11 protein-coding genes and 2 pseudogenes are annotated in these 15,231 nt (G+C 48.8%); 11 read left to right on the plus strand and 2 right to left on the minus strand.

The genetic code is table 11. The annotated features are described in order from the left end of the window. From SWE17_RS14540 to SWE17_RS14575, 8 genes are all read left to right on the plus strand, one after another. A partial coding sequence (locus SWE17_RS14540; RefSeq protein ID WP_322993793.1) for a putative Ig domain-containing protein occupies positions 1 to 807 on the plus strand: 807 nt, incomplete at its 5' end. Further along, entirely contained in the window at positions 804 to 2,174 is a 1,371-nt protein-coding gene (locus SWE17_RS14545; RefSeq protein WP_322993794.1) for an efflux RND transporter periplasmic adaptor subunit, read from the plus strand. The genes SWE17_RS14540 and SWE17_RS14545, both read left to right, overlap by 4 nt. Before the next feature lie 8 nt (positions 2,175 to 2,182). After that, positions 2,183 to 4,315 (plus strand): HlyD family efflux transporter periplasmic adaptor subunit, encoded by a 2,133-nt coding sequence (locus SWE17_RS14550; RefSeq protein ID WP_322993795.1) that lies wholly within the window; start codon positions 2,183 to 2,185, stop codon positions 4,313 to 4,315. Between the two features lie 60 nt (positions 4,316 to 4,375). Next, entirely contained in the window at positions 4,376 to 4,660 is a 285-nt protein-coding gene (locus tag SWE17_RS14555; protein WP_322993796.1) for a hypothetical protein, read from the plus strand. 388 nt (positions 4,661 to 5,048) lie between these two features. Beyond that, the gene (locus SWE17_RS14560) at positions 5,049 to 5,978 is read left to right on the plus strand and encodes a hypothetical protein (protein ID WP_322993797.1); all 930 of its coding nucleotides are present in this window, start codon (positions 5,049 to 5,051) and stop codon (positions 5,976 to 5,978) included. 2 nt (positions 5,979 to 5,980) lie between these two features. Continuing rightward, on the plus strand, positions 5,981 to 7,381 hold the full coding sequence (locus SWE17_RS14565) for an FAD/NAD(P)-binding protein (protein ID WP_322993798.1): 1,401 nt from the start codon (positions 5,981 to 5,983) through the stop codon (positions 7,379 to 7,381). 33 nt (positions 7,382 to 7,414) lie between these two features. Continuing rightward, a complete protein-coding gene (locus tag SWE17_RS14570) occupies positions 7,415 to 8,665 on the plus strand; it encodes an ATP-grasp domain-containing protein (RefSeq protein WP_322993799.1) in 1,251 nt (416 codons plus the stop codon). Between the two features lie 12 nt (positions 8,666 to 8,677). After that, on the plus strand, positions 8,678 to 9,607 hold the full coding sequence (locus SWE17_RS14575) for a carbon starvation induced protein CsiD (protein WP_322993800.1): 930 nt from the start codon (positions 8,678 to 8,680) through the stop codon (positions 9,605 to 9,607). Between the two features lie 530 nt (positions 9,608 to 10,137). Here the strand turns inward: SWE17_RS14575 and SWE17_RS14580 are convergent. After that, positions 10,138 to 10,349 (minus strand): annotated as a pseudogene (locus tag SWE17_RS14580) (IS3 family transposase); the annotation flags it as partial. A gap of 127 nt (positions 10,350 to 10,476) precedes the next feature. Here SWE17_RS14580 and SWE17_RS14585 point away from each other — a divergent pair. After that, complete coding sequence (locus SWE17_RS14585; protein WP_322993801.1) at positions 10,477 to 11,949, plus strand: IS5 family transposase; 1,473 nt, start codon at positions 10,477 to 10,479, stop codon at positions 11,947 to 11,949. Between the two features lie 37 nt (positions 11,950 to 11,986). Here SWE17_RS14585 and SWE17_RS14590 read toward each other — a convergent pair. After that, positions 11,987 to 12,330, minus strand: a pseudogene (locus SWE17_RS14590) (DDE-type integrase/transposase/recombinase); the annotation flags it as partial. Positions 12,331 to 12,425: 95 nt separating this feature from the next. On the opposite strand from SWE17_RS14590, the gene SWE17_RS14595 reads away from it, so the two are divergent. Together SWE17_RS14595 and SWE17_RS14600 are read left to right on the plus strand one after the other, a co-directional pair. Continuing rightward, positions 12,426 to 13,034 carry a DUF4145 domain-containing protein gene (locus SWE17_RS14595; protein ID WP_322993802.1) on the plus strand — a complete coding sequence of 203 codons (609 nt, stop codon included), beginning with the start codon at positions 12,426 to 12,428 and terminating at the stop codon, positions 13,032 to 13,034. A gap of 168 nt (positions 13,035 to 13,202) precedes the next feature. Then, positions 13,203 to 15,101 (plus strand): hypothetical protein, encoded by a 1,899-nt coding sequence (locus SWE17_RS14600; protein WP_322993803.1) that lies wholly within the window; start codon positions 13,203 to 13,205, stop codon positions 15,099 to 15,101. Positions 15,102 to 15,231: the final 130 nt, after the last annotated feature.

Raw genomic sequence — 15,231 nt, forward strand, 5'->3', positions numbered from 1 at the left:
TCGGCCAACTACGAGTCAAAGGCCAGCTACAGCTTCAACGTGGTGGCCACCGACAACGGCACGGGCACCCTGACGGACACCAAGGCGGTGACGGTCAATGTGACTAACGTGAACGAAGTGACGGTGGTCATTAGTTCTGAAGTGTTTGTGCCAACGGTTGTTAGCAATGTGTTACCAGCTGTAGAACCGTTAGCCGTGATGTCAGTTATTCCTGTAAATTTGGTGAGCGTGCCTGTTGCAGCACCCGTGTTTTTGACATTTGAGCGTGATGTGCGGTCTGACGTTACCGCGGATGCCCGTACATTGCAGGGCTTCTCGGTACCGGTGGTTAACAGGGGGTCTACTGCATTGCCCGAGGTATTGGTGCTCCGTGATATGGCGAATCAGTCTGCGACACGGATGGGCAATCAGTTGATTGTGAATTTTGATGTACCAGCCACTACGTTTGCTCACACGGATCCTTCAGCATCAGTGACGCTGAGCGCTGCCTTGGCAGATGGCAGGCCCTTGCCGGGCTGGCTGAAGTTCAATCCGATCACTGGTGAGTTCCGTGGCATTGCACCTGAAAATTACGAGAGTTCGCTTGAAATCACTGTGGTGGCCACAGACAATAATGGCTCAAAAGCGGTGACTCGGTTCAGGGTTGATTTGACAGGAAAGTCGGACAAAACCTCTGATGCAGGTAAGCCACGGTTGCAAGCAGAGATGATGAGTCAGAGTTCATTTGCCTGGAAGGCTGAGCGTGATGCGTGGATTCGTCACGCACGGGAAGCCAGCAAGGTGAACCGGACGGCTGCAGCCACATGATGATCGGAAAGTCGCAGTCCCAGTCAGCCGAGGTGGCGCTGGGTACTTTGCTGCATTTGGGCAAGCGTGCGCGCCAGGCACAGACGACAGCGGATTTAGGTTTCATTTTGGCAAATGAGACTTTTCATCTGGTGCCTTATAGACAAGCGGTCCTCTGGCTACAGGCTGGCGGGGTATCTGCATTGTCAGGGGTTGTGACACTGCAGAAAACCGCACCTTACGCGCAGTGGCTGGAGCGTTGGTGTGAAGCTCATCCCGTTTCATCAGAGCCAGTGATGTGGGATTTGCGCGATGCAGCGCAGGAAGATATTTGGAAAGACTGGTCAGACTGGTTGCCTCCGTGGCTGTTGGCTGTGCCTTTGCGACACCCTGATAAGGAAGCTGACGACAACATCGGCATGTTGTTGTTGGCGATGGAGGAACCCTGCACACAAGCCCACTTACAGTTGCTGCAAGAGTGGGGTGAGACTTGGTCGTGCCACTATCGGATGCGCTTGCCACGCAAGCAGATGCGGTCTTGGGTGCATCTGAAGACCCGCTTAAAACAAGCCCCACTCAAATCCCGCGCCGCATTGGCAGCGGGTTTGGCGTTTGTGGCGCTTTTCCCGGTTGACTTGACGGTTCTAGCTCAGGGGGAATTGGTGCCGTTGCAACCGGCCATCATTGCCTCTCCGTTGGATGGGGTGGTGCAAAAAGTATTGGTGCTGCCCAATGAGCGAGTCAAGGCAGGGCAGCCTTTGTTGGAATTTGACCGCATCAGTTTGCAAAGTAAATTGCAGGTGGCGCAACAGGCACTGGCAACGGTAGAGGCTGATTACCGGCAGCGTTCGCAACGGGCCGTTTTTGATCCTGAGAGCAAGTCATTATTGGCAGTGGTGCGTTCGCAGTTGCAAGAAAAGGCGGCCGAAGCTGCGTACCTGAAGTCCCTCAACGAGCGTGGCGTGGTGACGGCACCGCGCGACGGGTTGGTGCTGTTTGACGACCCGAACCAATGGGTGGGGCGTCCGGTGGTGACGGGCGAGCGCATTATGGTGGTAGCTGACGAGACCAAGGTGGCGATGGAGGCATGGCTGGCACCTGCAGATGCAGTGAGTTTGCAAGTTGGATCAGACATGACCTTGTATCTGGCGTCAGATCCGTTGAGACCGGTGCAAGCAAATTTGGACTATGTGTCACATGTGGCGCAGTTCCGCCCAGAGGGTCAGTTTGCCTATAAGGTCAGGGGCTCATTAACAGAAGAGGCCTTAAATGATCTGCCCCGTGTGGGGATGAAGGGTACCGTCAAGCTGCATGGTGAGTCGGTGCCGTTGGTGTACAGGTTGGTTCGTCGCCCTTGGGCCAGCTTCCGCGCTTGGGTGGGTTGGTAATGGCCACAATGACACAACTGGTGTGGCCGCAATTACGCGATGAGTTGGCCATCTTCAAAGCACCGAACTCGGCAGATGGTGCACCGGCCTGGTCTTTACATGATCCTGTGCGCAATCTGTTTTACCGTCTTGACTGGGCCACTTTTGAAGTGCTGGCGCGCTGGCACCTGGGCAACCCTCAGGCGATCGTGCAGGCTTTGCAGCAAGAGACGACGTTACGAGTCAAGGAAGAGTCGGTTTTGCAGGTGGCCGAGTTTCTGGTTCAAGGGGAGTTAGCTAAACGATTGTCGCCTGGATCCATCACCGCGATGGGGACTGAGTATCGCCGCCGGCAAGCTGGCTGGATGACTTGGTTGTTGCATCACTATCTGTTTTTCCGCGTGCCATTGTGGCGTCCAGATGCTTGGCTGGAGCGTGTGTTGCCACATGTTCAGTGGGTATTCAACAAAAGCTTTGTCTGGATGACTGGACTTGCCTTGGCCGTTGGCCTGTATTTGGTAGGGCAACAGTGGGAGCGGTTTGCGTCGACGCTGGTCGATTTTTTTTCATGGCAGGGCCTCATTGCCTATGCAGTCACGCTGACGTTCGTCAAGTTTCTGCATGAGCTGGGTCATGGCTTCACGGCCAAGCACTATGGCTGCAAGGTGCCTGTGATGGGGGTGGCATTTTTGGTGATGTTTCCGGTCGCGTACACGGATGTAAACGATGCTTGGAAGCTGGACAACGCCAAACGCAGAATGGCTATTGATGCAGCTGGCATCGTCACAGAGCTGGTGGTGGCGGTTTGGAGCACGCTTGCTTGGGCATTGTTGCCTGATGGTGCATTGCGGCATGGTGCGTTCTTGCTGGCCACGACGACTTGGGTTTCAACAGTGGTCATCAATGCTTCTCCGTTCATGCGTTTCGATGGGTATTTCCTGTTGATGGATGCGTTGGATATGCCCAACCTTCATCAGCGGGCATTTGCGATGGCGCGTTGGCGGTTGCGTGAGTGGCTGTTTGGACTGGGCGAACGCAAGCCTGAGGAGCTGCCTAGGGGGCGTTACCTGTTTGTGTTGGCGTTTGCCTATGTGACATGGCTTTACCGTCTGGTGGTTTTTTTAGGAATTGCGTGGTTGGTGTATTCGACTATTCCGCAGCCTTTGGGTGCGGTGCTGGGTCTGGTGGAGCTTGTCTGGTTTTTGGGATTGCCCATTTGGAACGAGATAAAGTTTTGGATTAAAAATTGTCCTGTCAAAGCTTCCCGTCATCGCATAAAGACCACATTGTTGATTTTGGGTGGATTGGGTTTGGTGGTATTGCTTCCTTGGGACACCCGTGTGACCGGATCGGGCCTGCTCAGACCAGAAGTCAGTCAACCTTTGGTAGCGCCAGGCGCTGCATTCTTGGAAACGATCACGGTCAAGCACGGTCAAACAGTGAAAGCTGGGGACCTTTTAGTACGACTACGCCTGCCGGATCTGGACTATCAGCAGCAGGTGGCCAGTGCTCGAGCGTCAGGCCTGCAGTGGAGGGTGGAAAACGCTGGGCTTGAACCTAAGCTTCACGAGAATCAGAAGTTGCTTCAAGCATCGTTGGGTAAAGCCGAGGCTGAGGTAGCGGGCCTGAGCCGCGAGAAGAATCGGTATGCAATGCAGTCGCCGATAGATGGCGTTGTCTATTGGATGGATCCTGATTGGGCGCCTGGTGCTTGGGTTCGTGCAAACGCCCCGATCGTTGAGGTGGCCGATGTGCGTGCCTGGCAGGGGTATGCCTACTTGTCGGAAAAAGAAGTCAAGCGGGTGCAAGTGGGCGATTCGGCCAGGTTCATTGCCGAATCAGGGCAATGGGGTGCGGTGCCGTTGGTGGTTAGCCGTGTTGATCAAGATGCGTCGCATGTCTTGCAGGACGGAATTTTGGCTTCGGTCTACGGCGGTGAAATTCTTGTGCGAGAAAAGGCAGGTCGGCTGGTGCCGGAGCAGGCAATTTACAGGGTCACGTTGCAGGTGCCTGTTCAAGAGGCTGCAGTTCTGGCCGAGTTGGCCAAATCTGCCACACCCGTGCTCAGGGGCAAGGTTGTGATCTCTGGTGAAGGCCAATCATGGTTGGGGCAGTACTGGCGAACAGCGCTGTCGGTGATTCGGCGAGAGATTGGATTTTGAAAACTTTAAGTAAGCGGGCATGAACATTAAATTGACCAGTGAAGAGAAAAGAGCAAACCAATGAACATCGAACGATTAAAAGAGTTGCTGCGTCCGTGGCTTGTTGTGAGCACTTGGCATACACCACATCCGCTTGACGAAAGACGGTTTCATCAAGCACTTAAAAATGCCTTTTTTGAACTGGGAACACAGATCGCACTTGAAGATTTCATGGAAGCCATGGATCAACTCTCTGCTGAGCTACACCCGAACATGCAAGAGGAATTTCGCAATGAACTCATTGATGATTTTGCTAAGCGTGCGGCTGAGATTGCCGCTTATTTGCAAGATACTGGGTTTGCGTAATGTCTACTTGCTTGGTCTTCATAAAGTAAGCCGAGTCGAATACAGAGTTATATTTAAATCTAAAAATGCTTTTGAGTACTGAATGCATCACAAAAGAAGCTGAGAATGCAGTGAAAAACTAAGCATTGAAGGTATGTGATAACAAACACATCATCAACAAGGCTGAGTCTCTGGAGATCCTCCAAATACATTCTTCTAATGCTTGTGTACTAATATGTTCATTGTAGATTATTGTTGCAATGCTTAGCCCTTCAACAAAAGAAATCAAAAATTTCAAACATGTAATTTTTCATATTTAAACAACCTATTATATTTAGTAGCTGACATATCTAACTCAGATGCGTAACATGTGGTAAAGAGGTCTTAAACACCACAGGAATATGTCGAAATGTCAAATAGGATTAACCAGAGATTACGTTTTGAAGATTTGAGTGCCTTACTCAATTGTGGAGGCTACTTGCCTGGTATAGGCTTTTGTATAAGCTCAGCGGCAGCATTTATCGCTATGTCAGGAATTGTGCGCAATGACGGTCCTGCTTTGGCTACTTTTTTGACATATGGAATTACTAGCATTTTTTTTATATTCATAGGTTTTCATCGTGCATTAATTTGGATTAAATGCGCAAAAAAGGATGTGTTTAATCTTCTGCTGATAAACACTCTAACAATAGCAAATACTTTTCTGGTTTATTTAATCCTTTTGAGTGTATCGGCCTTCACTTATGTTATTGTGTTTTTTGGAGTATTGCCTGCGTGTTCAGCGATGTTGTTGGTTATTTTACATAAAACTAAAGTAAATATTTTACCTTATTTAATTTTGATGGCATTTATTATTTTTGCTGCCTATGTTTCTTCTCAAAGTGAATCCTTGGCGTCGCTGACTGGCATAGGACTTAGTGTAGTTTCGGCTATGGCTGGAGCTGCTTATCTTGATGTATCGAAAAAATTTCAAATTAAAAATAATATCAAAACTTCAGATGTTTTGGCGCTACGCTTTATAGGAACGATACTTATATCAGGAGTACTGGTTGCAAATACACCTAATATGCCCGTATTATCGATTGATTATTTCCTGGTATATGGATTTATAGCTTTAATAGGTAGCATAATACCTCTTTTCTTACTTCAAAAATCTAATGAATATATAGGGCCAGTTCGTACTGCAAGGATGATGCCTTTGATTCCACTTCTTTGCATTTTACTCACTTTCATTGTTTCACCAAATCCTCCGCGTTTAATTGATCTAATTATCATTGTCGCAGCGACTTTGGTTGTTCTTATTGTTGTCCATCGACTAAATGATTACAGCGGAGACTAATCATGACTTTTCGTGTCGCCATAATTGGTGGTGGTCCATCTGGCTGTGCTGCTGCAGTTGCCTTATGTGCGGCAGCTGAAAGTGTTCATAGTCCTATTGAATTGACGGTATTTGAAAAGCAATATATTTATAAAGGACGAGCATTAAATACTGGTGACCCTTTATTGCTGCTCAACACAAGCGCAGGTGTCTCTTCTATTCGTGGAGATAACGAAGACGACTTTGTATCTTTTCTTGCATTGCGACGTCCAGTAGATAAAGCTGACTTTGCCTCTCGAACCGAAGCTGTAGCGTACATTCGGCAAACAATGAGTAGTCTTGATAATCGCTTTTCAAAGATTCGAGTAGTTTTATCAGAGGTACAGGGTATTGATAAATTATCAGAATTAAATGTTGGAGTTCGAACTGAAGGAAGTCGGTATATATTTGATGCCGTAGTACTTGCTATGGGAACACCTTTTAAAAATCTTGAATCAACTTCTTCCATACCGTGCATCAGTCCATATCCAGTTCGCCAATTAGTTGATGTAGAGAATAATAAATCAATTCTGATTATTGGCTCTCACCTCAGTGCAATTGATGTTTGTGTATGGCTATCATTGAAGCGGCATCAGGGCCCCATTACTATATTGAGTCGATCTGGCAGACTGCCAGCGGTTCGCAGATCCTTATTGCACAGTGACGCTGGTAATGAGGCTATGTGCTATTTTAAAAGTCTTGCTGCTCAGCAAGGTTTAAATCGCTTGCAATGTTTAGGTTCAGTTTTAGTTCAAAAAGGTGGTGAATCAATTGGACGTGCACTTAAACATAGATCTACTGGTTTTCGGAATGGGGCGGAAGAATTTAACGTAGCTTGGCAGGAAAGCGAACTAGGGCCGACTCCTTGGGAGTGTCTAATGATGTCCACTATTGATACTTTAAATGAAGAATGGCCATTGACTAGTGCTGATGATCGAGAAAATTTTCAAAAGGAAATAGGCATTCAACTTGGGCGTTACATTTCTTCTATGCCTTTACGCAACGCTCAGATTTTGGCGAAAATGTTAGATAGTGGCCAGTTAACACTGTCTTCAGGTGGACTCGACCATGCTGGGATTCCGTTTTTTGTTCATGGATTTTGTCGAACTTCACCAAAGCATTTTGATTTAATCATCAATGCAACTGGTATGGGTCGTCCTGTTGATGATCCCTTTGTTGCAAACCTGGCCAGTAAAAATTTGGTTAGTATAAATATTGATGGTGGCATAAATATCAATCCAGTTACTTGTAAGGCAAGCTCAAACTTACCAATATATGCTCTTGGCCCCGTTGTGCAGGGGGCGATTTATACGCCAAATTTTTTGTATTCGTCAGTGCGAAGTGCGCAAAATCTGAGAAATATTATTCCGAAATTTACGTCTTAATGTGTAATTATTTAAATTTGTATATATTAAATCATGATTACAGTAATAATTTTATCTTCTCGCCAACTTGGCTATTTGAAAATTCCTCAGCAGATTCTTCAAGCTGTTGAATTTATTGCTTTTATTTCAAGTGCTGAGCATGAAACATTAGCTTCATCTACTAGGGACTGGTTAACTAAAATAGAGTGTGTGCCAATAATTTCTCACGATGGTGTACTTTGGAAATATAAAAAAGAATTCATATTAGATATTATCAATAATCTTCCTCGTATACCTGGTGCAATTATAACTTTTGATGAAGGCTCGACTTTTCTAGCTTCGCAATTACGCGATGAACTACGTATTCCAGGTGCTAGTGCTGAAGAAATAAAATTTTATCGGGACAAATTAATTATGAAAAGTTGTATTTCCAACGCGGGCCTAAAAACTCCTACTGCCGATCTATTACCAACTGTTGCTGAATGGCCACCCTATGCAGTTTTGGAGCAGCGCTATGGTTCACGCATGGTGATAAAGCCAATAGATTCAGCCGGATCAAATTCAGTTTTTATTATAAATAATAGCAAAGATCTAGGTGAAGCTTCAGATCAAATTAGAAATATTAATTTAAAATTTGAGGTTGAATCTTATATCGATGGAAAACTATATCACTGCGACACAATCTGGTTGGATGATAAACTAATTTTTGCCGCTTGTACCGAATACGTGGCACATACTGTCGAGCTGCAAAATGGTTTTCCTTTAGGTGGAAGAGTTTTAAATCCTAAGTTGAATCTTACACAAAAACTAGTTAATTTTTCAATAAAAGCCGTTAAAGCATTAGGATTGACTAGTATCGTTCAGCACACTGAATTAATGGTTAGTCCTAATGGCATAATAACATTCATTGAAAGCGGAGCTAGACCTCCCGGGATGTTGGTAGTCCAGATGTACGAACGCGCCTTTGGGCTTAATATTTTGACCCTCACGCTTGCTGTCAACTTGGGTGACGCTAGGCTGGCTCTTTCAATGACATCCAATACACCTTATCCATCACTAATTCAAGATGCTTTTTATCTTGTTTATCCACGCGGTCACGGTCTTGTGAAAAAATTGAATCCGCTACCAATCGGCCTGACTGATAATATTGATATTATTTTTCATGCTAAAAAATATGACATTCACAACGGTTGTCGATCCAATTTGGATTTCACCACTACGGTTCTTTGTAGTGGTGGTAAAAATTATGTTGATGAAGTCTTTGCTAAGTTGATAAATTTTAAGCCAATTGAATATTTTTCTTAAAGGAGCTTTGCCATGTCACTTTCATTTCCATCTGATACATCTGATTCGATTTTATTCGAAAAAAAATTAAGCCGCATGGTTCATATTAGACCTATCAATAGTGTTATTCAAAAATTTTTACGAAGTATTGAAAAAATTACCATCGATGATCTTAAGCTAATTCCTTATAAACGATTTATTTGTGCGCATGAAATGTTATCTTTTTTTGGTGATGATTTCGGTGATCGTCTTGTTTCTATAGTGAACGATTACAATACGGGGTGCGCAGTGATTCACTTTGGTGATTTTGGCGATCTAAGTACTAATATAAAAATAGCAACTGCTGTAAGTCATTTACTTAGCAAGCCTATTCCCGAGCCATCTGGTAATTATTATGGTATTACTACGGTGGTTCATAACAATGAACCTGCTTTCAAGATACTTGATCCTTATAATTTTTTTAGTTTACATACAGATGGAATTTTCTCTGATAATCCAGTAGATTGGATTATGATGATGAAAATCGAGGAGGAAAATGCTATTGGAGGAGAGTCTCGTCTACTTCATATGGCAGACTTTGATTCTTTTGAGCATATATATAACCTTAAGGGGAATGCAATTAAATTTTCATTTGGTCTTGATGCTAAAGACAGAAGATATGATATCTTTAGTAAAGTTAGTAATATGGAAAAAGCATATTCAAATATTTTGAAAAAAACTGAGGATCGTAGGCAAATAAAATTTGTGGATCAATTCATATTAACTGAATCAATTAATGAGGCAAAATTTATTAATAATGTTCAAATGGCACTTGAGAGTTGTGAAGCAATTATCTCTGAGCCACTTCCTGTTGGTTCGATGTTGATTTTAAATAATTCATTTTGGGTTCATGGCAGGGCTCCGTTTGAACGAAATTTAAATCTGCGACGTTCACTTTTGCGTCAATATGGATATTTCTCTTAGATTGATTAAAGAATTAATGGAAAATTAATTTAAACATTATTTGATTATTAACTTATTCTATTGTTATTTGATGCACATAATGCTCATACCTTTAAAAAACCGTATCGCGCATTAGCATTGGTGTTCTGTTTGTAATCCAGATGGTCAAAACTCTAAAATAGATACCAAGGGATCTTGTTTTCTGGGAGTTATGAAAGCAGCGTCATTACCGTTAACTTTTTGCGCAAATGCTTGATCCAATGATCGATTTGCGCCACTCGCTGGCAGTGCTGGGTAATTGAATGACTTTCTATAATCGAAGTTTCCCTTGCGTAGTGCTGGGTACTTCGGGTCAAGGCTAGCAAGATGATCGAAGACTTGGATTTATTTGTCCCGGTCCCGTCCGTTGCCGGTGGTTGCGTCTCTATTGCTGGCCGGTCTTGTCTAGACGGCCCTCAGCCCGACGACGAGCGAGTAGCTGTTTTCGGCCATCTGGTAATCGGTCAATATTACATACAGCCCAGTGCCGGAGTACTTCGAGTCAACACTAGTCAAATCATGGATGGTGGCATTCCGCCAAGCCTGTAGACACTTTCCATAGCGAAGTTTGTCGCTGACGCGAACTCATTGGGGCTGAGTTGATCGAGATGCTTGTGGCGTCCTACTCGATTGTAGAACCCTCGATGTAATCAAAGATTTCTGACTTGGCTTCAGCCCTTGTTTGGTAATTCCGCTTTTTGATCTGTTGGATCTTTAAACTACTGAGTCCCCCCTGCAAAACCCCTCCAACCCGCATGAATGCTTGTGATGTGGGGTGAATCCGGATGGTCAGAACTCTCAAATAGATATTCAATGGAACCTGTTTTCTGGGAGTTTTTGAAAGCAGCGCCATGACCGATGACTTTTTTCGCAACCGCCTGGATCAGATGATCGATTTGCGCCACCCGCTGGCGGTGCTGGCCAACCGTATGCCTTGGCAAGAAATCGAAGCTTCCCTTGCGCAGCGCTGGGCACGTCAGGTCAAGTCTGGCAAGAAGATCGAAGACTTTGACCTATTTGGCCCGGTCGCGGCTGTTGCCGGTGGCGGCCTCTCCAATGCCGGGCGTCCTCGTTTGCCCACCCGTCTGATGGTGGCCCTGCTGTACCTCAAGCATGCGTTCAATGAGAGCGACGAAGACGTAATTCAACGCTGGGGCGAGACCCCCACTTGGCAGTACTTTTCTGGCAACGAGTATTTTGAGCACCAGTGGCCGTGTGACCCGACACAACTGGGGCGATTCCGTAAAGCTTTGGGCGAAGAAGGCGTGGAAGAGCTGCTGGCCCGCACCATGGAGGTGGCCGTCACGCTCAAGCTGATCGCCAAGAAAGAATTGACTCGTGTGATCGTGGATTCCACGGTGCAAGAGAAGGCGGTGGCGCACCCCACCGACAGCAAGCTGCTGGAGACGGCCAGGTCCAAGGTAGTGGAGGCGGCCAAAGCCAATGGCATCGAGCTCAAGCAAACCTACGCCAAAGAAGGCCAACTGCTGGGCTACAAGGCTGGGCGCTACGCCCATGCCCGGCAGTTCAAGCGCATGCGCAAAGTCATCAAACGCCAACGCACCATCGTTGGCAGGCTGCAGCGCGAGGTGGGTCGCAAGATGACCACGCTCAGCCAAGCCGTGCAGGAAACATTGGGCCAGACCTTAGGCAAGGCCAAGCGTCTGGTCACGCAGACCGGCAGCCGCAAAGCGGTGGACAACCGCGCCAAGCTCTACAGCTGGCATGCGCCCGAGGTGGAGTGCATCTCAAAAGGCAAGAGCCGCAATCCGTACGAGTTCGGTGTGAAGGTGGGCCTGGCCAAGACGCTCAAGGGCAATCTGATCGTGGGAGCCAGGAGCTTTCCCGGTAACCCGTATGACGGGCACACGATGGATGAGCAAATTGAGCAAAGCGCCATCCTGATGCAATGCTTGGGCGTCAAGCCCGAGGTGGTGTATGCCGACCTGGGTTACCGGGGTGTGGACAAGGACAACCCGGACATCGAGATCAAACACCGTGGCAAGGACAAGCGGCTCACCGATGAAGAGCGCAGGCTGCTCAAACGACGCCAAGCGATCGAGCCGATCATCGGGCACCTCAAAGCTGATCACCGTATGGACCGCTGTCACCTCAAAGGATCAGAGGGCGATGCACTGCACGCGGTGCTGTGCGCGGCGGGCTACAACATCCGCTGGTTGCTGCGGATGATCGTCAAAAAAGGCCTGGGCCTTTTGTTGTGCCTGCTGCAGGTGAGCGGTCTGACGGGCTTGTTTGAGAAATTGGCAAAAATCTTCGGCCTCAACCGACTGCAAAACTCAGATCAGCGCTGGGCGATGGCTTGAAATGAATTTTGCAGGGGTGACTACTGAGGGGCGATTAAGCCACCGCGTTATCCCAAAAGTTACCCCAGCGGCTCATACTCGAGCTCAACCGGTTGTCTTTGCACCAGCGATTGAATTCGTCACTGCCAAATTGACTGCCTTGATCTGAATGGATGATTACCGAATCCTTTGGCTTCCTGCGCCAAACCGCCATCGTCATGCGCACAGTACCAAGCTCGTCTGCATGTGAGCGCCCATGCTCCATCCAGCAACTGCACGCGAATGTAAGTCCAGCACAGCATCCAAATACAACCAGCCCTCGTGCATGCGGATGTAGGTAATATCTGTGACCCATGCTTGGTCTGGCTCACCCTGCTGAAATTGACGCTCCAGTTGATCGGGATGTTGGCGCCGATTCAATATTGACCACCGGTCGGCGTCAAAACCTATCAATTTAAGTAGTTGTATGAAAATTTTTCAAGTGATGTAATGGCTTAATGATCATCGAATGCCCTCACTGTGACTCCCGTGTTGAATGCCTTGTGCGCGGCGAAATTCAGGAAGATGTCGAATTTGGCGGGCCTCCTACTAAGGTGGTTCTATTGGAGTGTAAGGTCTGCCATAACCCTTTACTCGGCATAACGGAATCACTGCAGGTAGGCGAAAACGAATACGAGTGGGACACCCCAGGTAGGCTCTGGCCTGAGCCAGAAACCAATCTTGATTGGGGCATTCCTGAAATTGCTCGTAATTCACTGATCGAAGCCAAGGTTTGCTTCAAAGCAAAGGCTTATAGCGCCTGTGCCGTTATGTGTGGTCGAGCGATTGAAGGCGTGTGCCAACACCATGATCCAAAAATTCGAAATCTTCAAACCGGTCTTCAAAAGCTCAAGAACGATGGCGTTATTGATGAACGAATTTACAACTGGGGCGAAGCACTGCGCCTAAGCCGAAATTTAGGTGCCCATGCTACTACCGAAAAGGTAATCCGGGAGGATGCGCATGACCTCTTGGATTTCGCGCTAGCGATCTGTGAATATGTTTTTGTGCTTAACGAAAAGTTTGACAGGTACCAGAAACGGAAATTGAACCAACCCAATCCTTGAAGGCGAAAAATGGCAAGAAATCGTAATGCTGATATCGCAGGCATGCAGTTCGCCAACACTACTGTCGAAGCTGTTTGGAATAAAGGTGCAAAAATTTCAAGCCGCGACTCCAAATTGTGGCGGCGCGACATGTGTGCCGCAGAAGAAATCGCAAATTAGGGAGCTCACGTGCCAACCCAATCTCCGCAACTGACTCCGCACGACCTGTCGCCGTACAGTAGCCACATCATTGCCCGGCGGCTGACGCCGATACCGAATCACAGACTGCGGGAAGCCGAGATCGATGGCGTGTTGATGAAGGCGCTGACCGTCATCGGCGGCATCGCGGCGCAGCCTCGCGCGGTCACTGGCAAAGTCAAGGTGGACGGCCGTATCGTCGACTACGAGTTGTTACCTTCCTGGCAAAGCCAACCCGGGTTGGACAACGCGGCCTGTCACTATGTCGAGGAACGCCCCGTGACCTGGCTGTCGGGCCAAGCCATGGACAAGCTCAACCATCTCCTCGTAGTGACTATCACCGCGGACGGACTGATGTTGCTAACGTCGACGGACGCGGAGCATCGTGCCGCGCTGCTTCTCCATCTGCAGCATGACTTCTTCGATGGATGGGAAGCGGTGTCGCAAGCAGTGCTGGTGAAGGCGATGGTTGAGAGATTTGCCATGAGGACCCTGTGGCTCGCCGGCATCCACCGCGATACGGCGATCAAGCCCAGCTCCAAGATCTTGTCCGGTTCAAGCCTGGCCGAGGCGATTGACCCGTTGAACGATTCGAGCTTCCTCGCCGGGGCGGTGCGATCGAGCGAAGGGGGCGTAAGCCTGCGCAACTCCTCCGTCTGGACGGGGCCGAATGACACCATGCGGTCCTTCGAAGCTCGCTCGATTAAGTTGCTGGATGCGGTTCGCGCCGCGATCGCGGCCTCGCCGCCCGACGACCTTCCCGTACATAGCAGTCTTGCGCGTTGGATCACTTCGATGGACGACACCGCTGACTGCTATTTCATCGCGCATGTAGATCCGGATACGCTGGATGGTGCAAGTGGCAGGCGTAAGGCGCAAGAGCTGGTGAATGCCTTCGACGTTCAGTTGGATCAGCCAGGGGCGGCCGTAGGCAAGGCCAGCTGGTCGTTCACAGCCAGGGTCACTGACGCCGCCTCGGCGACCAGCGCGACGATCGACGTCGTGCCAGATCTAGCCAGCGACAGTAACCGCGTGGTGTACGTGATTGATCCCCTGCCGCCAGCGCCTTTCGACGATTGGGCCACCGCCGTCATGGAATCGCCGTCCCTCCTGCGGGCCTACTACAACAGCGGGCACACAATCGCTAGTGGATCCGTATCGCAGGTGCGGATTCAGGATGCTCCGTTTGGCAATTTCGTATTCCTCGATTTCACCAACTACCTCGTAACTCAGGAGAAGCCGATGCTCGGCAAGGGCATTCCGGCACCCATCCAGGACATGACGAGCCAAGAGGATGTGAGCCTGTTCAAGTGGATCTTCAAGGAAGGGCTTGGCCTCTTGAATCTCGCGCAGCCCTCACAGGGCCAATGCTGGCTTTACTGCGACGACGGCTCCAGCGAGGTTGCGGATTTTGTGCATCTAGACATCGGCTCCACACCAAAGCGGCTGACCCTGTTCCATGCCAAGGGCGCAGGCAGTGCGGAGCTGACCCGCCGGTCGGTGCCTGGGCCTTACGAACTGGTCGCTTCGCAGGCGGTTAAGAACCTGCGCGCGTTCGACGCCAAGCAACTATTGGTCCGGATTGAGAAGCGGCTGGCGGATAACGGCACTGAGCGGATCTGGGATCAGCCTTGGGCGATCGGGCTTCAGCCGATGCCAGACGCTGCCGCCTTCAAGGCCGCGCTCGAACAGCTCGGCACGGACTACGACTGCGAGGTCATCATTGTTCAGCCGCACGTGCGGCGCAGCGACTTTCTTCCGGCATGGCCGCAGGAACTCCCGCAGAGCGTCACCGTCGGCGCCAAGCAATTGCGGACCCTGCTATTCAGCGTGGAGTCCAACGCTCGCGCGGTGAATGCCAGGTTTCGGGTCGTCGCGGAGGCAATCTAGGTCGACCTGGGCGGCTTTCCAGCGTCCTTTCGGAGTCGTAGGAAAACCGGCAGTCAAGGCACCAGAGACTGCCGTTCTTTGAAGTCGACCTTTGGGGTTTGCGTGTCAACGGGGCACGGAAGACAGCTGC

Source organism: Limnohabitans sp. (genome assembly GCF_034680285.1).
Classification (GTDB): domain Bacteria; phylum Pseudomonadota; class Gammaproteobacteria; order Burkholderiales; family Burkholderiaceae_C; genus Limnohabitans_A.